Source organism: Arthrobacter sp. UYP4 (assembly GCF_057291175.1).
On sequence record NZ_JBXAVU010000002.1, the window covers coordinates 424,314 to 444,855 of the forward strand.

Below are 20,542 nucleotides of genomic sequence, written 5' to 3' on the forward strand. Positions count from 1 at the left end.
CGCCGGTCCCGCCCGCCCTAGACTGGCGGACGGACCGGCTGCCAGGGCTCGGCCGACGACGAAGGACGGATGCGCGATGACGGTGCTGATAGCGGGCTGCGGAGACCTCGGGACCGAGGTGGGCCTCCGGCTGGCCGCGCGCGGGGAACGGGTGGTCGGGTGGCGGCGCTCGCCCGGGCGCATCCCGGCGGGGATCGAGGGCGTGGCGGCGGATCTGACGCAGGCACTGCCCGCGATCCCGCAGGACACCGACGTCGTCGTCATCGCCACGGCGGCCGGGGACCGCAGCGAGGCCGCGTACCGCAGCGCCTACGTCGACGCCACCCGGAACGTCCTGGACGCCCTCGACCGCGACGGCGTCCGGCCGCGCCGCATCCTCTTCGTGTCGTCCACCGCGGTGTACGGGGACTTCGACGGCGGTTGGGTCACCGAGGAGTCACCGGCGGAGAGCCCCGCCCCGACGGCCCGCCTGGTGCGCGAGGCCGAACAGGTACTCCTCGGCCGCTCTGACCGCGGCACGGTCCTCCGGCTCTCGGGGATCTACGGGCCGGGCCGCACCCGCCTGATCGACCAGGTGAGGACCGGCGCGGCCGTGCTGCCGGCGGAACCGCAGTGGACGAACCGGATCCACCGCGACGACGCCGCGGCGGCGATCGTGTACCTGGTCACGGCGGTCGACGCTCCCGCACCCATCTACCTCGGCAGTGACGAACGACCCGTGGACCTCGGTGAGGTGCTGCAGTTCCTCGCCGGGGAGCTCGGCCTGCCGGAGCCGCCCCGCGGCGAGGTGTCCCCGACCCGCGGCGGCGCGCGCAGGGTGGACAGCAGCCTGCTCCGGTCCACGGGGTTCTCCTTCACCTACCCGACGTACCGGGAGGGCTACCGCGCCGTCCTGGCAGGGCAGGGCGTCAGGCACCCGTAGCCGCGGCGGCGGGAATCCGCGCCCGGGCGGTCAGGCGTCCGAGCCGCACGAGGGACCAGACCAGGATGCTCACCACGAGCAGGTTCCGGAGCGTGAGCAGGACGGCGACGGCCGGGTCGAGCTCGTAGCGCAGGGCGTCGTAGAACACCGGATACACGAGGGTCGTCAGGCCCGCCGTGGCCAGCATGGCGAGCGCCGGGTAGCGCCACTCGGACGCGCGGTCGAGCACGAGTCCTCCGGCGATCACGGCCGCGATCCACAGCATGAACTGCGGGGATCCCACCTTGTTGAACACCACGAGGGTGCTCACCAGCGCCAGCGCCCCCGTGGCGAGCAGGGCATCGGCCGGGGCTCCGCGGTGCAGGGCGACCGCGAGGAACACGGCGAGCAGGAGGACTGTCAGCGCCATCAGCGGGGTCATGAGGTCCCCGACGACCCCGCTCAGCGCACCCCGGACCTCCATGGTGTTGATGACCTCGTCCTCGAAGAAGTAGGCGCCCGAGGTCCCCGTGATCGCCTGCCACACGCCGGGCGTGCTGAGCGGCGCCTCGAGCTGCATGCCGCGGGCACCCTGCGCGCTGAGGAAGCCGGTGAGGTTGCGGACGTCACCGGTCAGCGCGACGACGGCAGCGATGCCGGCGGTGAGGGCGAGGCCCGCGCCGAGGATGCGGAGCCGGCCCTTCCGCACGGCGACGAGCGCCGCGAGGACGACGGCGGCCGGCCAGACCTTCATCCAGGTGGCGGCACTCAGGACGAGCGAGGCCACGAAGGGCCGCGCGGCGACGAGGAGCAGTGCGGTGATCACCAGGGGCGCCGTCAGGCCGTCGATCCGGCCGACCGCGACCGGCCCGAGCAGTGCCGTCGCCGTCAGCCACCAGTAGGCGGCGGTGAACGACGACGGTGTGCCCCGCCGGACCAGGGCAGCTGTGCCGACGGCGTTGAGCGCGGCGAAGAGCAGGAACCAGGCGAGCTGGTAGAGATACGGGCCGAGGACGGTGGCGAGGACCATCGGTGCGAGGGCTCCGACGGGGTACACCCAGGCGGTGTCGATCCCCTGCCAGACGCCGTCGTCCAGCCCCTGGTACGCCCACTCACGGTAGAAGCGGATGTCACTGAGCACTCCGCCGCCGAGGATGAACGGCAGCAGGCGTGCGAGGAAACCGGCGTGGACGAGGGCGAAGAACAGCCAGACCGGGCGCGCGCTGTTGCGGGTCTCCGGACGGGGCAGGCGGATGCGCACGGCGGCTCCTGATCAGCGGGGTGGCGGCAGCCGCCAGTGTCTCACCCGCCGCGTTGCCGACGCCAATCCCCCGGGGACGCGCCGGACTCCCCTCGGCCACGACCTCGCGGGTGGAGGCGAGGTACTCCGCGGCCCCTTCCTTCTCCGCCGCATCGACGAGCGCCTCCGCCTGCGCGAGGGCGGCCCGGGCGGGTGCATGCCGCCCCGGGCGGGTGAGGAGTTCCGCGCGGTGGAGCTCGGCCGGCACCCGCTCGGTGGGCGACCGGGGTCCAGGGTCCACGGCCGTGCTGCTCGTGAGTCAGGCGGTTCCCTGGGCGTCCTGCACGCCTACGGCGCGGAGCCCGAGCTGCGCGGCGAGTCGCGCGACCGTGTAGTCGTGGAGCGCGTCCGGATCGCTGAACGTATCGGTGCCGTACTGACCGAAGACCTCGAACGAGACGGCACCGAAGAGGGCGGACCAGGCCTGCACGGTGGCGGCGAGGACGTCGTCCGGCGCGGCGAGCGACAGCTGGTCGCGGATGACGCGGTAGTCGCCCGCGAGCCGTGCGGGTGCCGGTCCGGCGGCGCCGTGCAGGTTCCCCGCGCGCCAGGCGTCGTCGACGATGTGCGCGAGCAGCGTGACGACGCGGGTCCCCTGGGTCGTGGTCCGCTCCGCTGGCGCCTCGTAGCCGGGGACGGGGCTGCCGTAGAGCAGCGCATAACGTGACGGTTCACGCACGGCCCATGCCCGGACGGCGCCGGCGAGTGCCGTAAAACGCCCGAGGGCAGCCTGCGGCGCGGAATCCACGGCGGCGTCGACCTCGTCACCGAGCTCCCTGTAGGCGTCGACCACGAGGAGCGTGAGCAATTCGTCGCGGTTGGCGACATAGCGGTAGACGGCCGAGGAGACGACGCCGAGTTCCCTCGCCACGGCACGCAGGGAGAGGGCCGCGGCGCCCACCTCCCCGAGCTGACGGCGGCCGATGAGGGTGATGTCGCTGAGTGTCTGTTCGCGGGCGCGTTCGCGCGGTGTTCCGGCCATGGTGTCACTCTGGCAGCCGGATGAGAGCAGTGTCAACTTTTGAGAGCAGTGCTCTTGACCAGATCCGGAGGATGGTGCATCCTTGGAAGCGAGAGCACCGCTCTCATTCTCCTACCGCCCGAAAGGCACACCATGAGCCAGTACATCGTCACCGGAGCAGGACCTGTCGGCTGGACCGTCGCGGAACAGCTCGCAGCGCGCGGGGACTCCGTGCGCATCCTGACACGGTCCGGCAGCGGGCCGGACCACCCCCTGGTCGAGAAGCTGGTCGTCGACGTGTCCGACGCCTCCGCCCTCGCGACCGCCATCACCGGGGCGGTCGCGGTCTTCTCCTGCATCCACGGCAGCACCTACTCCGCGGCGGCCTGGCAGCGGGAACTACCCGCGGCCGAGTCCGTGGTGCTCGAGGCCGCAGGGCGGGAGGGCGCCGTCGTCGTGTTCCCCGAGAGCCTGTATTCCTACAGCAGACCGGACCAGGTGATGACGGAGCAGGGCGAGCGCGCTGCGGAAGGCGGCAAGCGTGGTGTCCGGACGGCCCTGCTGGCGGCGCGGGCAGCGTCCGCGACGGACACCGTCTCGGTGGTCGCGTCGGACTTCTTCGGGCCGAGGGTGCGGATGGCGCACGCCGGTGACCGGATGGTGCCGGCCGTGCTGGACGGCAGCCCGATCCGGCTCGTGGGCAGTCCGGACGCCGCACACTCGTTCACCTACGTCCCCGACCTCGCCGCGGCGATGATCGCGGCGGCCGAGCTGCCGCGCGTCCGCGATCGCGTGCTGCACGCCCCGACCCTCCCCGCCCTCACGCAGCGCGCGCTCGTCGAGGCCTTCGCATCGACGGCCGGAGTCGCCGCACCCCGCCTGACGGGGACACCGGGCTGGCTGTTCCGCAGACTCGGCGTGGTCGTGCCGTCCGTGCGGGAGCTGGCCGAGATGTCCTACCAGTTCGACCGGCCGTTCGTCATGGACTCGACGTCGTCGCAGCGGCTGCTGGGCATCGCACCCACGCCGCTGGAGGCCGCCCTCGACGAGACCGTACGGTGGTGGCGCGGGGAGCTGGCCGCCACACCGGCCTAGCCGGGCGGACCCCCGGAGGGCACGTACCCGAGGGCCTTGTCGACGACACCCGGCAGGGGCAGCCCCTCGACCCACAGCAGGAAGTTCCGCTCGAACTGCGCGGCGAGGTCGTCGAGCCAGGAATCGGCATTGCTCGCCATGTGCGGCGTGACGAGCACGGTGGGCAGGGACCACAACGGGTTCTCCGGGGGCAACGGCTCGACGGCGAACGTGTCGAGGACCGCTCCGGCGAGCGTCCCGGCCCGCAGTCGGCCGGTGAGGGCCGCCTCGTCCACGAGCCGCCCCCGTCCCACGTTGATGAGGACGGCGGACGGTTTCATCGCCCCGATCGCCTCGGCATCCATCATGTTCTCGGTGGACGGGGTCAGGGGGGCCACCAGGACGACCCAGTCGAACCCGGGCACCACCCGGGCCAGGTCCGCGGCGGCGTGCACGCGGCCGAAATCGTCGTCGTGCTCCAGCGCGACCCTGCCCGCGCCCTCGACGCGCACCCCGACCGCCCGCAGCAGTCGTGCGGTATGGCGGCCGATGCTGCCCGTGCCCACCACCAGTGCCCGGGAACCGGCGATGTTGCGGCCCTCCCGCCAGGCCCAGCGGGCCTCGCGCTGGGAGTCCCGCAGGGGCCCGAAACCCTTCGCGGCGTGGAGCATGGCACCCAGCACGTACTCCGCCATCGGCTGGTCGAAGATGCCGTGGGCGTTGGTCACGACGACGTCGGAGGCCACGAGTCCCGGGAAGAGCAGTTTGTCCACGCCGGCGGCCGCGACGTGCAGCCAGCGGAGGGAGCCGGCTGCGTGCCAGGCCGCGGGGAGCGCTCCGGAGAAGTAGTCCCAGAGGTAGAGGACGTCGGCGCCGTCGAGGGCTCCGGGGAGGCCAGCCGCCTGCGCCACCCGGACCTCTGCCACCTCGGCCACGCGCTCGAGCCCGCGCACCGGCGTCGCACCCTCGAGGACCGCGACCACAGGACGACCGGTCATGACTGCTCCGACCGGTGCCCCACGGGGCCGGCCGGGGGCGGACCCGTGTCCGGTACGGGCTCGCCGGCCCCGCCGGCAGGCGGCGAGGCGGCGGGATCACCGGAGGCGACGCCCGTCTCCGGGCGGTGCTCGATCGACAGGTCACGCAGGTACCGCAGCACCACGATCCCCACCGCCGTGGTGGGGACGGCGAGGAAGGCGCCGATGATACCGAAGATCGTGCCGCCCGCCGTGACGGAGGCGAGGACCACGGCGGGATGGATCTCGAGGGTGCGGCCCACCAGCAGGGGCTGGATGAAGTTGCTCTCGAGCTGCTGCACGAGCACCACCAGCCCGAGGACGATCAGTGCCGTCACCCAGCCATAGGCCAGAAAGGCCACGAGGGTCGCGACGAGGCCGGAGACGATGGCTCCGACCACCGGGATGAACGCGGAGAAGAACACGAGCACGGCCAGCGGGACCGCGAGCGGGATGTCCAGCAGCACGAGGCCCAGCCCGATGAACACGGCGTCCACGAGCGCCACGGTGGCCTGCGCGAAGATGTAGGAGGACAGCGTCTTCCAGGCCCCGCCGGCGATGCTCGCGGCGTGGGCGTACGCCGCGGAGTTGGTCCACCGCCCCGCCCAGGGCAGGAAGCGGTCGCCGTCCTTGAGGAAGAAGAACGTGAAGACGAGCGCCAGCAGCACGACGACGGTGCCCGAGGTCAGCTCGCTCAGCCCCGTGGTGATACCGGTGACGATGTTCCCAACGTTCGCCTGCAGCTGGCTCAGGCCGGTGTCCACGATCCCGTCCAGGTTGGCACCGTCCAGGTTCAGGGGCGGCCCGGCGACGAAATCCGCGAGGTCGGCGACATTGTCCCGGGCCAGCGTCGAGAGGTCTGCGACCCCGCCGGCGATCGAGGGAACGGTCAGCGCTCCGATCCCGCCGACGAGGCCGAGGAATCCGAAGAGCGTCACGAGGGCGGCGAGCACCTTCGGGAGGCCCTTGCGCAGGAACCGGTTGACCGGCCAGAGGACCGAGGCGAGCAGCAGTGCGAACAGCGTGGGCAGCACGATCGACCACAGGGCCCCGGTGATGTACCAGAGGATGACCAGTCCTGCCAGGACGATGATGCTGCGCGCCGTCCAGGCGGCGCTGGCCTTCAATCCCTCCGCGAAGGCGTGGGGGCGGAAGCGCCGGGCCACCGAGGAGCCGTGCGGTTCCGCCGGGGCGGGCGCCGCCGGGAGCCGCCAGCGGCGGGAGCGGGATCGCGCGGAGGTCGGGTCTGCCGGGTTGTCGGAGTCTGCAGGTGTCACACAGCCATCCTGCCCTAGTCCCGGCCGGCGGCGCCGGGTGGGCCGGCCGCTTGCACCCGCCGGGCTCCTCCCTCGGATCGACGGAGGAGCCCGGGCTAGGGTGGAGGAACACCTCCGACGCCAGCAAAGGGAACGCATGCGCTACGTGAAACTCGGCTCCACAGGCCTCGACATCTCGCCCCTCGCCCTCGGCTGCATGAGTTACGGCGAACCGGACCGCGGCAACCACCCCTGGACGCTGACCGAGGAGGAGAGCCGCCCCCTGATCCGCGCCGCGGTCGACGCGGGCATCAACTTCTTCGACACGGCGAACGTCTACTCCGACGGCTCGAGCGAGGAGATCGTCGGACGCGCGCTGGCTGAGTTCACCCGCCGCGAGGAGACCGTCATCGCCACCAAGGTGCACGGCCGCATGCACGAGGGGCCGAACGGCGCCGGGCTGTCCCGCAAGGCGATCTTCGCGGAGCTCGACAACAGCCTCCGGCGCCTCGGGACCGACTACGTGGATCTCTACCAGATCCACCGGTTCGACCCGGGAACCCCGCTGGAGGAGACCCTGGAAGCACTGCACGACGTCGTCCGGGCCGGCAAGGTGCGGTATCTCGGGGCGTCCTCCATGTATGCGTGGCAGTTCTCGAAAGCCCTCTACCTCCAGCGCATCAACGGCTGGACCCGCTTCGTCACGATGCAGGACCACTACAACCTGATCAACCGCGAGGAGGAGCGCGAGATGTACGGGCTGTGCGCGGACCAGGGCGTCGGCGTCCTGCCGTGGAGCCCGCTCGCGCGCGGGAAGCTGGCGCGCCCGTGGGACGAGACGACGTCGCGGTCCGAGACGGACTCCTTCGGCAAGACCCTCTACGGCACCCTCGACGCGGACCGGCGCGTGTCCGACGCCGTCGGGACCGTCGCCGGGGCGCGCGGGGTCACCCGCGCCCAGGTCGCCCTCGCCTGGGTGTCGCGCAACCCCGTGGTCTCCGCGCCGATCGTCGGCGTCGGCGGGCCGCGGCACCTCGAGGACGCCCTCGCCTCGCTGGACCTCGAGCTCACGGAGGACGAGGTCGGCGCGCTGGAGGAGCACTACGTGCCCCACCCCCTCGTCGGGTTCTGAGGTCCGTCCTCGCGCCGTGAGCGGATGCGGTCCCGCCCCGACCCGGCCGGCACGGAACCGCTCGTGCCCTCGGAGCCGCCGACCCCCGAGGCGCCCTCGGTGCCTCCACCGGCCGGCTCGGGCGGGGTGACCCGGTCGGCGCACGCGCGGTCTTCGAGCGGTAGGTCGCCACAGACCGGGTCATAGCGCACCTCCTCCCGGGGAGCAAGGGTGGTTGCGCTGTCGGCGCCGTGCTGTACGTTGTGACCACGCTCACTCGGAAGGCAGATCGATGACCATTTCCAGACGGCAGATACTCGGTGGTGCGGGCTTCCTCGCAGCGGCGGCGGCGCTCAACGGCTGCGCGGGCTTCTCGGGGGGCGGCGGGTCGGAGGGCGGCGACGACGGCGGGGAGAACACCCTCACGTTCACCACCTGGGGCAGCCCCGCCGAGGAGGAGGGTTTCCGCCGCGGCATCGCCGCCTTCGAGGCCGCGAACTCGGGCACGAAGGTCGAGCTCGACCTCGTCCCCTACGAGCAGATCTTCTCGAACATCGACGCCCAGCTGCAGGCCGGCACGGCTCCGGACCTCTTCCGCGTGGACTACGGCACCATCGGCGCCTACAGCAGCCAGGACCAGCTCCTCGACCTCGGCAGCTACTTCGACACCGCCGCCGGCGAGGAGTTCCTCCCCGCGATGTGGCAGGCCGTCCAGTTCGACGGCAAGCCCTACGGCGTGCCCCACCAGACGGACACCTCGGCCGTCGTGTACCGCACGGACCTCTTCGAGCAGGCGGGCATCGGCAGTGTCCCGGACAGCCTCGACTCCGCCTGGACCTGGGACGAGTTCCGCCAGGTCGCGGAGCAGCTCCGCGGGTCCCTCCCCGACGACCTCTTCCCCTTCGTCTACAACTGGCAGCTGGGCGGGTCCACCCGCTGGTTGAGCTGGCTGTTCCAGGCGGGGGGACGGCTCTTCGACGAGAACCTGACCGGATCCGCCATCGAGTCCGATGCCGGCGCGAAGGCCCTCGCGTTCACGCAGGGGTTCTTCACCGACGGCCTGGTGCCTCCGAGCAGCTCGGTGAAGTCCTCGACCTACGCCGACAACGCGTTCTCGGCCGGCACCACCGCCATGGCCTTCGTCGGCAACTTCGTGCTCCCGAGCCTCGACGAGGCCATCACCGACTTCGAGTGGGGGGCCACCTACCTGCCACGCGATCAGCGAGGCGCCTGCGATCTCGGTGGCAACGCCCTCGTGGCCACGAAGAACGCACGCAATCCCGACCTCGCCGCGGAGTTCCTGAAATTCATGACCCAACCGGACCAGATGTCCGATTTCTGTGCCCGCGCGATGGAGCTGCCCACCCTGACCAGCCTGGTGGACACCGACCTCGACTACCAGACGCGGCCCGACATCGCGGGCATCTTCGTGGAGCAGGCGACGACGCTCGAACCGGGTGACGTCCAGCAGCTCACCTCCCCCGCCATGGCGACCATCAACCCGAAGCTCCGCGACCAGCTGGAGGCCGCGTTCGTCCAGGGCCAGCCGGTCGAGGAGACGCTTGCGAACATCGCGGCAGCAGTCGACGAGGCAGTCGGCTGATGTCCGCCGGCACCTCGGCGCGCGAGGAGTCGACCGGCAGGACCGATCCAGCCGCCTCCCCGGCCGCCACCTATGCCGCGAGGACCCGGCGGGTGTCGTCGCGGCAGCGCGCCACCCTGGCCTCCTACGGCTTCCTCGGCCCGAACCTCGTCCTGCTCGGGATCTTCCTGTTCCTCCCCCTGGGCTGGGCCTTCCTGATCAGCTTCCAGGAATCCAGCGGTTTCGGCGCCAGCGGATGGGTGGGGCTCGCCAACTACCAACGCCTTGTCGCGGACCCCACGTTCTGGCAGTCCGCCCTGAACACCGCGGTCTTCACGCTGATCACGGTGCCGCTCAGCCTCGCCCTCGGGCTGGGCCTCGCCGTCCTCATGAACTCCGTCCTTCCCGGGCGGAGGCTGTTCCGCACCCTCATCTACCTGCCCATGGTCATCTCGGGCGTGGCGACGGCCCTGATGGGCGTCCTGCTGTTCGACGAGGCCACCGGGATCGTCAACAAGCTCCTGCGCGACGGCGGACTCGCCGCCATCCCGTGGCAGTCGCAGGGGTCGGCCGCGTTCGCGTCGATCATCCTCGTGACCCTGTGGATCCGTGTCGGCTTCAACATGGTCATCTACCTGGCCGCCCTGCAGGGCATCTCGCCCGAGCTCTACGAGGCCGCACGCCTCGAGGGGGCGGGCCCGTGGCAGCAGTTCCGCTACCTGACGGTGCCGCTCGTGGGACCGTCCACGTTCTTCCTGCTGATCATGGACGTCATCTACTCCTTCCAGGTCTTCGACACGATCTTCGTGATGACCGGCGGTGGCCCGGGACGCTCGACGTCGGTGCTGGTCACCTATGCCTACGAGAACGGCTTCGTCACGCGCGACCAGAGTTATGCGGCGGCGATCGGCATCGTCATCTTCCTGCTCACCCTTCTCTTCACGGCGATCCAGTGGCGCGGCAACCGCTCCCGCGACACCGCCGGATAGCCCCGGACCTCCAGGACAGGACCCCCCATGGCCCGACCACTCCCGCTCCAGGACGACGGCGCGCGCACCGCCGCAGCGAGGACCGACGACACTCCGGGCGGCTTCGTACCGCGTGTCAGGCATGTACCGCCGGGCCAGCGTGTGGCCGCGGCCGCCCGCCTGGTCACGGCGGTCGTCGTCGGGCTGGTGATGATGTTCCCGCTCTACTGGATGGTCACGCTCGCCTTCTCGCCGAACGCCGACGTCTTCAGCAGGGAGCTGCACATCTGGCCGTCCTCGTGGAGCCTCGACAACTTCCGCACGGTCTTCGGCAGCTTCCCCACGGCAACCTGGTTCGGGAACTCCGTGGTGATCACCGCGTTCGTCACGGTCCTCACCGTCACGGTGAACCTGCTCGCGGGCTACGCCTTCGCCAAGCTGGACTTCCGCGGCAAGGGCGCGATCTTCCTGCTCGTCCTGAGCACCATGATGATCCCGGTCCAGGTGCTGATGGTGGCGCAGTTCCGCCTCGTGACGCAGCTCGGCATCTACGGGACCTTCTGGGCCGTCATCCTCCCGTCGGCGGCGTCGGCGTTCGGTATCTTCCTGGCCCGCCAGTTCATCATCGCCATCCCGGACGAGCTCATCGAAGCGGCGAAGGTCGACGGCGCCGGGACCCTCCGGATCTTCCTCCAGATCGTCCTGCCGCTCTGCAAGCCGCTCATCGCCGTCCTGGTCCTGCTCACCGTCATGTACCAGTGGAACGACTTCGCCTGGCCGCTGATCGCCCTGAAGGACAGCGAGCTCTTCACCCTGCCCATCGGCCTCCTGTACCTGCGGGGCCAGTACGGGGCGGACTACGGCGCCATCATGGCCCTGGCGCTGGTCTCCATCACGCCGATCGTCATCATGTTCCTCGCGTTCCAGAAGTACTTCGTGCAGGGGCTGGCCCGGAGCGGCATCCGCTAGTCGTGCGGACGCCGCCTGCCTGGGCGCCGAGGTCCGCGCGGGGTCACCAGCGGCGGAAGCCGCCCTCCGTACTCAGGACCTGGCCCACCATCCAGCGGCCCTCGTCCCCGAGCAGCCAGGCGATGAGCCGTGCCGGATCGTCGGGCTCGCCGAAGCGCCCGGACGGACAGTGCCGGAGGACCTGCTGCAGCACCTCGGCAGGCCGGTCCGCGGTGTCCTCGTCGAGGTACCCGGTGTTGACCGGGCCGGGGTTGACGGTGTTGAGCAGGATGCGCCGGTCGACGAGGTCGTCGGCGACCGACGCCGTCAGCCCGGCGAGCGCCGCCTTCGACGCGGCGTAGGCGATCTCGCCGGGCATCGGACCGGCGACCTGCCCGGACGTCAGCCAGATGACGCGGCCACCCTCCCTGCCGTCGTGCTGGTCCGCGAAGTACCTGGTGGCCATGATCGTGGCGCGTGTGTTGACCTGCCAGTGCGCGTCGAGGTCCTCCCAGGAGATGTCGCCGAGCCGGCCGTCGCCCCCGCTCCTCGCATGGTTGCACACGAGCCCGTCGAGGTGTCCGAGCGCGTCCCGTGCCTCGGCGATGAGTCGTTCGCCGCCATCGGGCCGGGAGAGGTCGATACTCGCATGGGCTAGCCGCGCGTCGTCCTGCAGCAGGCCGCGGATCCCCGCGACGACGAGGTCGACGTCGTCCGCGCCCCACGGCTGCTCGGCGTCGTGCGGAGCGTAGGAATGCAGGAACAGGCTTGCGCCCATGCCCGCGAGGCGGGACGCGACGGCGTAGCCGATGCCCCTGCGTCGGCTCACCCCGGTGACGACGAAGGTACGACCGGACAGGGCACGGGTGGACTCCATGGCTCCCAGCCTAGGGGTGCGCCCGTTCGCTAGGCTGGGAGCATCATCCACCCCGATTCCGCCCCCAGGAGATCAATGCGCCGCATCCCCCGCTGCCCGGCACTGGTCGCCGGATGCTGCAGCGTGCTGCTCGGACTGGCCGCGTGCGGCCTGGGGCCGGTGCTGGGCGTCCTCGATCGGGACCAGACGGACCAGGACGTCCTCACCATCCGGACGGATCTCGACGGCATCGACCTCTCGACCACCCGCTTCCTCGCCGAACGCGACGGCGTCGAGTACTTCGCAGCCAGGCCGACGGCCGGCACCGGCAGCGACGACATAGCCTGCCTCCTCGTCGAGGAGGGCATCGGGGTCGGTCTGGAATGCGCGCCGCTCGTACCCGGGAGCGCAGGCGCCACGATCCGCGACAGCAGGGCCACCGTGGTGCTGCTGCCGGACGACATCGATCGGAATGCGCTGACCGACGAGGGCTTCGCATTGCTGCACCCCAACCTCGCACTCCGTGCGGCGGATGCCGGCTAGGCACCGACGGCGTCCGGCGCCCCGATACGGAACAAAGAGTGGACACCGCCGTCCGCGTCCCGCCAGCATGGGAGGAACAGCACAGGACCTGCAGGAGGAATCATGGCAGTTGCAGAGGACGACGGCGGCGAACTGATCGTCGGTGACGTGACACGGACGGGGGGCCGGGCCCTGGCGGTCGGGCTGTCCCCCTCACCCGACGACCAGGGCAGGCCGACCATCAGCGTGGGCTGGATGGAGCAGGGCGATCGCCTCCAGCTCAGCGTCGACGAGGCAGTGGCCCTGCGGGACGAGCTGACGCGCATCATCCGGGACGCCGGCGGTACCGGCGCCTAGGGCAGGGCGGCCAGGGGCGCCCGCCACGTCCCGATCGGATCGTGCGGCCTACGCCTGGACCTGCGTCTCCCCCACGAGGATCCTGTGGTTCTGCTCACACTGGAAGACGGCGAGGGTCCCGTCGGGCACCGGCCCCTCCGCCGGCCATTGATCCTCGCTCAGTTCGATCAGGGCCGATCCGCAGCTGGGGCATCGTGCTTCCATGGGGCGGGTCCTTTCCGTGCATCAGGTCCGCGACATGCCCACGCATCCGCGAAGACCCCAGTACACACTGCTTGCCTGTCCTGCGCCACCACCGGCCGTCGCGACTCCGCCGGACGGACACCGGCAACGCCAGGGCTCAACCGTTCCGCCGGAGAACGCGCCGGGCCCCGGCGCCGATCAGCCCGGCCGCAGCGAGGCAGACGAGGACGGCAACCCAGGGGAACGGCGGCCTGCCGGCGACGTACCGCGTGGAGGGGTCCTCGCCGGAGCGCATGATCGGCAGCAGCTCGACGGCGTGGGAGGCCCGCGCCAGTGCCGAACTGATCCGGTGGAGCGCGGGGGCGAGGCTCCCGGGAGCGCCGAGGAGCGCGTGATCCACGGCATCACGTCCCCGGTCGAGGACGGACAGCGGCAGGGCGGCGACGACGTTCCCGGGCGGTCGCCGTGCCACCACGGGGTGGGCCCGCGTCGGCGCGATGCGCCGCACCACCTCCCACAGGACGCCGAGCACCTGCAGCTCCCGGCGGGAGACCCGGGCCTGCAGCCGGGGGAACTGGGAGTCCTCCTCGTCACGGACGTCGTCGTCGAGCACCTCGGCGAGCCGCCCGAGGACATCCGCCCATTCGGTGGAGCCGTCCGGGAGTCCTTCGAGCTTCTGCACCAGCTCGTTGACCTCCTGGTGCTCGCGCTCCACCTCCAGCGTGAGCTCCCCGCCGTCGGGCAGGACCCTGCGCATCACGGGCCACAGGACGGATTCCTCCGCGAACGCGTGGGGGAACACCAGGCGGTAGATGTGGAGCAGCACGTCGGCCTGGGTCTCGCCGGACGTCCCACGCAGCTGCTCGAGCAACGCGTTCAGCCTCACGTGGTCCCGCTTCTGGCGGACGAGCACGCTGAGCGGCCCACCGAGCTGTTCGGTGGTCTGGTCTGCAACCGAGGTGTACACGGAGTCTCCCTGGGGCCGTACGGAAGGCGGTGCCGGGATAGCACCCCTCCCATCTCTACCCGCCCGCCGCCGTCGGGAACAGGAGCGCGCTCCCCTGTCGCCACCGATGTCCGGTGCCTATAATCGGGCGTGCTCCCCGGTGAGATTCCGGGCCCGTGGTCGGGCCCCCCGCTGGTCGCACGGGTGCCGCTGCCTCTGCTCCGACGACGGCGGCCGGCCTCATGCCCGGGGCGGCCGTAGCGAGCACCACGAAAGGACAGCGCAGCGCCATGGACCTCCTGGAACAGGCAGAGGCCCTGTACGTCCTGCCGCTCGATCGATTCACGGAGGCCCGGAACATCGCGGCGAAGGAAGCAACCGGGGAGGGCGCCAGGGACCTCGCTGCGACCCTGCGGAAGCTACCCAAGCCGGCTGCGGCGGCCTGGCTCGTCAACGTCCTCGTCGATCGCCGGCGCAACGAGGTGGAGCAGGTGCTCGAGCTCGGTGCCTCGCTCAGGGAGGCGCAGGACAGCCTCGACCGTGCCCAACTGCACGCGTTGGGCCAGCAGCGACAGCGCCTCCTCACCGCCGTCGCGCGGCAGTCCCTCGATGCCGCCGCGGAGATCGGGCACACCATCGGCCCCGCAGCCCTGCCCGGCGTCGAGCAGACCCTGCGGGCCGCCCTCGCGGATCCTGCGGCGGCTGCGGCGGTACTCACCGGCCGGCTCGTCCGGACGCTCGAGGTCACCGGCTGGGATTCCGTGGACCTCGAGGGCGCGGTGGCCGGCCCCTTCACTCCACCCGCGGACGGGGAGACGACGGCGACGGACGACGCGACCGACACGGGCGCCGCGGGCCCGGGTCGCCGGACGCCGGAGCCGACCGCGGTCCCTGCACGCCGGCGGAAGGAAGCCGACGCGCGGTTCGCGGCCGCTCAGCACGCGCGGATGGAGGCCGAGGAGGCAGCGGCGGGGCTGCAGCAGAAATCCCGGCGGCTCGTCGTGCGGCGCGATGGGCTGACGGCCTCCATCGAGGATCTCGAGGAACGCCTCGACGCACTCCGCCGGGAGATCACCGACGTCGACGCCGAGGCGGCTGCCCTCGATCGGGAGGCGGCGTCCGCCGACCGCGCCCTCGCGCGGGCGACGAAGGCGGAAGAGGCCGCCGCGGCTCAGGTCCGCGCCCTGAGCCCCTGAACGGCTCCCTCGCCGGCCCGGGCAACGGCGTAGGCTAGAACCGAGATCAGGAGTATCCGCCAGGCCGAGGGAAGAGCTGTGACCGAGCAGGAAGTACTGAGCGACGTCAATGACGAGCTGTTCTCCCTCCTGACCGAGACGGCGGGTATCCAGGAGTTCCTCGACGAGTTCGCCGTCATGGCGGCGGAGCGGCTCTCCGGAGCGGTTCCCGTATCCTGTGCCATCACGCTCGTCCGGCGTCGGAAAGCCGGCACCCTGGCAGCGAGCGACGCCGTCGCACGGCAGGCCGACGAGTTCCAGAACCGTTTCCACGAGGGCCCGTGCCTCGAGGCCGCCATGACGGAACGCTCGGTGTACTGCCCGGACACCGTCCGGGATGCGCGCTGGCCCGTGTACCTCGAGCGGCTCGACACCCGCCGGGTCCGATCGATCCTGGGTGTCTCGTTCGCCCTGGAGGACAGCGGACGTGCGGCTCTCAATCTGTACGCCGCCCAGCCCGATGCCTTTCCATCGGCAGCCATCAAGGCCGCCGAAGCGTTGGCCGAGGCGGCGTCGTCGTCGCTGCGGTTCGCCGTGCGCGCCGCGTCGGTGGACGACGAGAACCACGATCTGGAAGCGGCGCTCGCCTCCCGACAGACCATCAACACCGCGGTCGGGATCATCATGTTCCAGAACAAGTGCTCCCAGGCCGACGCCATGGCGATCCTGCAACGGGCCGCCAGCAGCCGGAACATGAAGCTCCGACTGGTCGCCGAACGCGTCGTGAATTCCGCCACCCAACACCCCTGACCGGAGACGCACCGCTCGTGTCGATGATCCCGGCGCTCAGTCGAAGTGCGTGCTGACCGGCGCATCGACCGTGCTCGTGAGGACACTCGAGGCGAGATCGCGGAGCTTCATGTTGCGCGAACTGGACGCCGCCCGCAGGATCTCGATCGCCTCCTCCTGGCCGCACCGGTTCTGCGCCATGATGATTCCCGCTGCCAGGTCGATGGTGGTGCGTGACTCCATGGCCGCGGCGAGGTGTTCCGCCCGCTCCGTGAGCCGCGCGAGGCGGAGAGCGAGGCGCAGGGGCGTGGACGCCTCCGCGGCGAAGTGTTCCGCCAGCTCCACCTTCTCCTCGGGGAACGCACCCGGCTCGCGGGAATAGTAGGTGACCGCGACTCTCTCCGGCCCGTCCAGTGGGACGGGGACACCGAGGCTGGAGCGGATGCCGCGCTGCAGGGCCGCGGAGGCGTAGAGCGGGAAGGTGCCGTCAGCGGCGAAGTCCAGCACACCGACGGTCCGGCCCGTTGCTGCCGCCCTCATGCAGGGGCCGTCGTCGAACCGGTACTGGATGTCCGCGAGTCGGCGGGCCGTCGGGCAGCTGCTCGCTATGGTGGCCTTGCTCCGGGGACGCAGGAGGGTGACGCTGGTCAGGGTCTCGGAATGCTCGTCCGAGAACACGGCCGCCGCGGCACCCACGAGCCCGTCGAGGAACTCGTCGAGGCCGGCGCTCACCACCAGCAGGTCCTGGAGCAGGCTCCGTGCATCCGATCCGGGTAGGAAGTCCAACGCCTCGCCCATGACATGTCCCCCGTGCACTGCAACGCCCTCGAGGCGGGCGCGACGATCAGGAAGCTGCTGGCTGTTGAACAACTACCGACAATGCTAGCGAGTGGAGCGGCGTGAGGACAGACGCAGAGGACGAGATCGACCCGACCGACGAGGCATCGGGTATCGGGGTCGGGCAATTTGCCTCGCTTCCACCCGTTGACTATCTTTGACGTGTCTAGAAGTGGGCACGGCATAGTGCCGGCATGGCCGGCACCTGGACATCCCGAGGCTTATCTTGCACTCAGAGCCCAATCTCAACGAATTGGCCGTGGTCTTCGGCCGCGTCCGTGGCCTCCTCCTCACCGAAGAGACCGTGCAGCACGCTGTCGACCTGCTCGCCGAAGCTGCACGCGACCTCATCCCCGGCGCGGTCGGGGCCGGCGTGTCCCTGATCCACCGCGGGGAGCGCACGAGCACCGGCGCCACCGATACCCTGGTCCGCCGCGCCGACGAACTGCAGTACGAGTTCTCCGAGGGTCCCTGCCTCACCGCCTGGTCCAGGAGCGCACCCGTCCGCGCGGACGACACCACCGCCGCCGACCAGCTGTGGCCACGATGGGCCGAGGCCGCCGCCGCCATGGGGGTGCGGTCCTGCCAGAGCGTGCCCCTGATCCAGGGCAGCACGACGATCGGGGCCATGAAGGTGTACTCCACCCGGGCCGGCGCCTTCGACGAGGCCACCGAGCGCGCGCTGACGCGTTTCGCCGTTCCCGCCGCGGCCCTCCTCAGCCACGTCCAGACGACGGAGACTCCGCACCAGATCCGGTCGGAACTGGCGACCGCCCTGCAGATGCGCGACCGCATCGGCATGGCGAAGGGCATCCTGATGGCCCAGCTCGGCATCGACGACCGCAGCGCGTTCCGTGAGCTGGTCTCCCGGGCGGAGCAGGCCAGGCGCTCCGTCGCGGACGTCGCGCTCGAGCTGACCGGCGGCACGGCGCGCACCCCCTGATCCTTGCGGCTCAGTTCCTCGTCGCGTCGCCGCGGCGCGCTTCCTCGGCGTGGCGTGAGCGCCCGATCTCCTGCTGGGCACGGCGGACGAAGGAGCGGAGGAACCGCTGCTTCTCCCCCGGGAAGGGATGGGGACGCTGGTCGAGGATGCAGAAGGTGCCGATGTTCCAGCCGCCGGGGCCCTGGAGCGGGTGGCCCGCGTAGAACCTCAGGTACGGTTCGTCGACGACGAGCGGGTGGTCGCTGAAGCGGCCGTCCGCATGGGTGTCGGTAACCACCAGCGGATACGCCGTCCGGATCGTCTCGTCGCAGAAGGCCTCCCTCCGCGGCAGGTGCCCACGGAGTGGCCCGATCGAGGCCTTCAGGTGCTGGTGGTACGCGCCGATCACGGACACGCTCGCGGAGCTGACGCCGAAGGCGTCCCGGGCCTCCTCCACCAGGGCGTCGAGCACGGGGACAGGACCGCTGTGCACCAGGCCTGTCGCGGCGAGGGACTTCAACCGCTCGCCCTCCGCCTCGTCGTCGGTGAGCAACCATGCTGCGGCGGCGCTGATCCCGGGACCGTCGGTGCCTCCGTCAACGACGGGCGGGAGCACGTAGGGTACGAGGCTGGGAAGCTGCCGGTCCCAGAGCATCTCGTTGATCGCGTGCGCGAGGATGTCACGCTCGAGGGCCGGCAGGCGTGCCCCGCCCTTGAGGAAGAGGTCGATCCGTGCCTCCCCGAGGTGGCCACCGTTGCCGCAGTAGTGGAGCCACACCTGGTCGAGGGGGAGGTTGCACAGCGACAGCGCGTCGAGCATCCTCTGTCGCTGGACCCGGTCCACTGCACGTCCTTCGGCTCGTCCACGTCCGCCGACGGAATGGTCAGCATGCTTATTGTTTTACGGTACCGGAGGTTCGCCGGAGGGGAAACCCTCCGGCAGGGTTCGGGTCCCCCGCGGGGTCAGCGCAGACCCGCGGCCGGTCCCACGAGCGTCACGATGTTGCCCAGCAGTGCGGCGTTGAAGTCGACGCCCAGCTGGTTGGGGATGGTCACGAGCAGCGTGTCGGCGGCCTGGACGGCGGCGTCGGCGGCGAGTTGTTCCGCGATGACGTCCGGCGCTCCGATGTAGCTGCGGCCGAACCGCGACCTCGCGCCGTCGAGGATCCCCACCTGATCCGTCGACTCCCGCTGGGCGCGGATGCCGAAGTAGTACTCGTCCGCCTCGCTCACGATGGGCAGGATGCTGCGGCTCACCGAGACCCTCGGCCTCCAGGCATGTCCGGCGTCCGCCCATGCCTTACGGAAGATGTCGATCTGCTCGGCCTGGAGTTCGTCGAACGGGACACCGGTGTCCTCGGTGAGGAGCGTGGAACTCATGAGGTTCATGCCCTGCTCCCCCGCCCACTGCGCGGTGGCCCGGGTACCGGAACCCCACCAGATGCGCTCCGGCAGCCCGGGCGAGAGGGGGTCGATCGGCAGCCTGCCCGGGCTGCCGGTCATGCGGGGATTGGCGTCGGCGACGCCGTGCCCTGCGATCGCGCGCCGGAACAATGCAGCCTTGTCGCGCGCGAGGTCCGCGTCCGTGGTTCCCTCCGCCGGCACGTAGCCGAAGGTCCGTGAGCCGTCGAGCGCGGTCTCGGGAGACCCACGGCTGATGCCGAGCTGCAGTCGCCGGTTGCTGATGAGGTCGGTGACCGCGGCTTCCTCCGCCATGTACAGCGGATTCTCGTAGCGCATGTCGATCACGCCCGTGCCGAGCTCGATGGTCTTCGTCCGCGCGGCCATGGCTGCGAGCACGGGGAACGGCGCCGAGTACTGCGGCGCGAAGTGGTGGACACGCATGTACGCGCCGTCGACGCCGAGCTCCTCCGCCGCCACCGCCAGTTCGACGGCCTGCACCAGTGATTCCTGCGCAGTGGGCACCAGGGAGCCGCGCACGTCCTGGTAGTGGCCGAAGGACAGGAATCCGATCTTCTTCATATCCCGTGCAGCGTTTCGGGAGGGCTCGGCATTCCCGCCCGTCGGCGTCGGGCCCGTCCAGGCGCGGGCCCGCCTAGTCGAGCGGACCAGGCCGGGAGGTGGCGGGGGCGAGCCCGCGCACCAGGACGACGGCGGTCAGTGCGCCCGCCGCCATGATCGCTGCGAGGACCACGATCTGGAAGCGTCCTGCCTCGAGCGGCGAGATCCCACCGAAGATCGCACCGACGAAGGCACCCGGGAGCGTGACCAGGCCCGTGGTCCTGGTCTGGTCGGTGGACGGGATGAGGGCCTCGTACACCGCGGTGCGGGCCAGCTCCAGGGTCGCCCTCCTCGGCGTCGCCCCGAGCGCGAGCCAGCCTTCCACCTCGTCCCATCGCTCGAGGGTCGATCGGTGGAGCCGCCGGCCGGCGAGCGTCGCGATGGACATCGTGTTGCCGATGACGATCCCGCCGAGGGCCAGGAGATAGCGCGGCTCCGCGAGGATCGCTCCCGTGGCGAACACGATGGCGAGGGTCACGGTGACGCCCAGGGCCATGCCGGAGGCCACGACGGCGAGGTGCGCGCGGGTGAACCCGATGCGGCGTGTGGCGGTTCCGGTGGCGACGGCGAACATGACGAGCAGCGCGCAGGCCACCCACAGCGGATCCGTGATGACTCCGCCCAGGACGAGGCTGATGAGCCCCAGCTGCACCGCCCCGCGCAGGACGGCGAGCGCGGGAGCGAACCGATGGGGAGACCGCGACCAGGTGAGGACACCGAGGGTGACGGCCATGAGGAGCACCACGGCGCCCGCGGTCGGGGCGAGGGCGAGGAGGGTGGCTCCGACGGCGGTCACGGATTCAGCGTATCCACCGG

Annotated in this window: 22 protein-coding genes; 11 read left to right on the top strand and 11 right to left on the bottom strand. The window is 71.0% G+C overall.

Going from position 1 to position 20,542, the window contains the following annotated elements; genetic code table 11:
* Positions 1-76: 76 nt before the first annotated feature.
* Positions 77-922, top strand: a complete 846-nt coding sequence (locus AC0Z9V_RS10710) for an SDR family oxidoreductase (protein WP_485141466.1) — start codon at positions 77-79, stop codon at positions 920-922.
* Here the strand turns inward: AC0Z9V_RS10710 and AC0Z9V_RS10715 are convergent.
* Together AC0Z9V_RS10715 and AC0Z9V_RS10720 are read right to left on the bottom strand one after the other, a co-directional pair.
* On the bottom strand, positions 909-2,162 hold the full coding sequence (locus AC0Z9V_RS10715; protein WP_485141467.1) for a hypothetical protein: 1,254 nt from the start codon (positions 2,160-2,162) through the stop codon (positions 909-911). The genes AC0Z9V_RS10710 and AC0Z9V_RS10715 overlap by 14 nt on opposite strands.
* Before the next feature lie 298 nt (positions 2,163-2,460).
* Positions 2,461-3,183, bottom strand: coding sequence for a TetR/AcrR family transcriptional regulator (locus AC0Z9V_RS10720; RefSeq protein ID WP_485141468.1), 723 nt, complete (start codon positions 3,181-3,183; stop codon positions 2,461-2,463).
* 132 nt (positions 3,184-3,315) lie between these two features.
* On the opposite strand from AC0Z9V_RS10720, the gene AC0Z9V_RS10725 reads away from it, so the two are divergent.
* Positions 3,316-4,257 carry an NAD-dependent epimerase/dehydratase family protein gene (locus tag AC0Z9V_RS10725; protein WP_485141469.1) on the top strand — a complete coding sequence of 314 codons (942 nt, stop codon included), beginning with the start codon at positions 3,316-3,318 and terminating at the stop codon, positions 4,255-4,257.
* Here the strand turns inward: AC0Z9V_RS10725 and AC0Z9V_RS10730 are convergent.
* Together AC0Z9V_RS10730 and AC0Z9V_RS10735 are read right to left on the bottom strand one after the other, a co-directional pair.
* Positions 4,254-5,234 carry a D-2-hydroxyacid dehydrogenase gene (locus tag AC0Z9V_RS10730; RefSeq protein ID WP_485141470.1) on the bottom strand — a complete coding sequence of 327 codons (981 nt, stop codon included), beginning with the start codon at positions 5,232-5,234 and terminating at the stop codon, positions 4,254-4,256. The two genes, AC0Z9V_RS10725 and AC0Z9V_RS10730, sit on opposite strands and share 4 nt — an antisense overlap.
* Positions 5,231-6,529, bottom strand: coding sequence for an AI-2E family transporter (locus tag AC0Z9V_RS10735; protein ID WP_459288424.1), 1,299 nt, complete (start codon positions 6,527-6,529; stop codon positions 5,231-5,233). Before AC0Z9V_RS10735 ends, AC0Z9V_RS10730 begins: the two co-directional genes overlap by 4 nt.
* A 136-nt stretch (positions 6,530-6,665) precedes the next feature.
* On the opposite strand from AC0Z9V_RS10735, the gene AC0Z9V_RS10740 reads away from it, so the two are divergent.
* The 4 genes from AC0Z9V_RS10740 (at position 6,666) to AC0Z9V_RS10755 (ending at position 11,138) form a co-directional block, all read left to right on the top strand.
* Positions 6,666-7,640, top strand: a complete 975-nt coding sequence (locus tag AC0Z9V_RS10740) for an aldo/keto reductase (protein WP_485141471.1) — start codon at positions 6,666-6,668, stop codon at positions 7,638-7,640.
* Positions 7,641-7,911: 271 nt separating this feature from the next.
* Positions 7,912-9,222 (top strand): ABC transporter substrate-binding protein, encoded by a 1,311-nt coding sequence (locus tag AC0Z9V_RS10745; RefSeq protein WP_485141472.1) that lies wholly within the window; start codon positions 7,912-7,914, stop codon positions 9,220-9,222.
* Positions 9,222-10,190, top strand: a complete 969-nt coding sequence (locus AC0Z9V_RS10750) for a carbohydrate ABC transporter permease (RefSeq protein WP_485141473.1) — start codon at positions 9,222-9,224, stop codon at positions 10,188-10,190. Before AC0Z9V_RS10745 ends, AC0Z9V_RS10750 begins: the two co-directional genes overlap by 1 nt.
* 27 nt (positions 10,191-10,217) lie before the next feature.
* A complete protein-coding gene (locus tag AC0Z9V_RS10755; protein WP_485141474.1) occupies positions 10,218-11,138 on the top strand; it encodes a carbohydrate ABC transporter permease in 921 nt (306 codons plus the stop codon).
* Positions 11,139-11,181: 43 nt separating this feature from the next.
* Here the strand turns inward: AC0Z9V_RS10755 and AC0Z9V_RS10760 are convergent, their stop codons facing one another.
* Positions 11,182-11,994, bottom strand: coding sequence for an SDR family oxidoreductase (locus AC0Z9V_RS10760; RefSeq protein WP_133082681.1), 813 nt, complete (start codon positions 11,992-11,994; stop codon positions 11,182-11,184).
* Between the two features lie 75 nt (positions 11,995-12,069).
* Between AC0Z9V_RS10760 and AC0Z9V_RS10765 the strand changes: the two genes are divergently transcribed.
* Both AC0Z9V_RS10765 and AC0Z9V_RS10770 read left to right on the top strand, forming a co-directional pair.
* Positions 12,070-12,516 (top strand): hypothetical protein, encoded by a 447-nt coding sequence (locus AC0Z9V_RS10765; RefSeq protein ID WP_485141475.1) that lies wholly within the window; start codon positions 12,070-12,072, stop codon positions 12,514-12,516.
* 102 nt (positions 12,517-12,618) lie between these two features.
* Positions 12,619-12,852: a hypothetical protein gene (locus AC0Z9V_RS10770; RefSeq protein ID WP_485141476.1), complete on the top strand. Its 234-nt coding sequence runs from the start codon at positions 12,619-12,621 to the stop codon at positions 12,850-12,852.
* 48 nt (positions 12,853-12,900) lie between these two features.
* Here AC0Z9V_RS10770 and AC0Z9V_RS10775 read toward each other — a convergent pair whose 3' ends face one another.
* Both AC0Z9V_RS10775 and AC0Z9V_RS10780 read right to left on the bottom strand, forming a co-directional pair.
* On the bottom strand, positions 12,901-13,056 hold the full coding sequence (locus tag AC0Z9V_RS10775) for a hypothetical protein (protein ID WP_208739579.1): 156 nt from the start codon (positions 13,054-13,056) through the stop codon (positions 12,901-12,903).
* A gap of 136 nt (positions 13,057-13,192) precedes the next feature.
* Positions 13,193-14,002 (bottom strand): hemerythrin domain-containing protein, encoded by an 810-nt coding sequence (locus AC0Z9V_RS10780; protein WP_485141477.1) that lies wholly within the window; start codon positions 14,000-14,002, stop codon positions 13,193-13,195.
* A 269-nt stretch (positions 14,003-14,271) separates the two neighbouring features.
* On the opposite strand from AC0Z9V_RS10780, the gene AC0Z9V_RS10785 reads away from it, so the two are divergent.
* Positions 14,272-15,177: a hypothetical protein gene (locus AC0Z9V_RS10785; protein ID WP_485141478.1), complete on the top strand. Its 906-nt coding sequence runs from the start codon at positions 14,272-14,274 to the stop codon at positions 15,175-15,177.
* A gap of 78 nt (positions 15,178-15,255) precedes the next feature.
* On the top strand, positions 15,256-15,966 hold the full coding sequence (locus AC0Z9V_RS10790; protein ID WP_459267540.1) for a GAF and ANTAR domain-containing protein: 711 nt from the start codon (positions 15,256-15,258) through the stop codon (positions 15,964-15,966).
* A 36-nt stretch (positions 15,967-16,002) separates the two neighbouring features.
* Here the strand turns inward: AC0Z9V_RS10790 and AC0Z9V_RS10795 are convergent, their stop codons facing one another.
* Positions 16,003-16,815, bottom strand: a complete 813-nt coding sequence (locus AC0Z9V_RS10795; RefSeq protein ID WP_485141479.1) for a GAF and ANTAR domain-containing protein — start codon at positions 16,813-16,815, stop codon at positions 16,003-16,005.
* Positions 16,816-17,008: 193 nt separating this feature from the next.
* Here AC0Z9V_RS10795 and AC0Z9V_RS10800 point away from each other — a divergent pair, with 193 nt between their 5' ends.
* Positions 17,009-17,725, top strand: coding sequence for a GAF and ANTAR domain-containing protein (locus tag AC0Z9V_RS10800; protein ID WP_459267538.1), 717 nt, complete (start codon positions 17,009-17,011; stop codon positions 17,723-17,725).
* A gap of 10 nt (positions 17,726-17,735) precedes the next feature.
* Here the strand turns inward: AC0Z9V_RS10800 and AC0Z9V_RS10805 are convergent, their stop codons facing one another.
* The 3 genes from AC0Z9V_RS10805 to AC0Z9V_RS10815 form a co-directional block, all read right to left on the bottom strand.
* A complete protein-coding gene (locus AC0Z9V_RS10805) occupies positions 17,736-18,548 on the bottom strand; it encodes a GAF domain-containing protein (protein ID WP_208739583.1) in 813 nt (270 codons plus the stop codon).
* A gap of 119 nt (positions 18,549-18,667) precedes the next feature.
* A complete protein-coding gene (locus tag AC0Z9V_RS10810) occupies positions 18,668-19,687 on the bottom strand; it encodes an LLM class flavin-dependent oxidoreductase (protein WP_208739584.1) in 1,020 nt (339 codons plus the stop codon).
* Between the two features lie 73 nt (positions 19,688-19,760).
* Entirely contained in the window at positions 19,761-20,522 is a 762-nt protein-coding gene (locus tag AC0Z9V_RS10815) for an ABC transporter permease (protein ID WP_459288444.1), read from the bottom strand.
* Positions 20,523-20,542 lie beyond the last annotated feature (20 nt).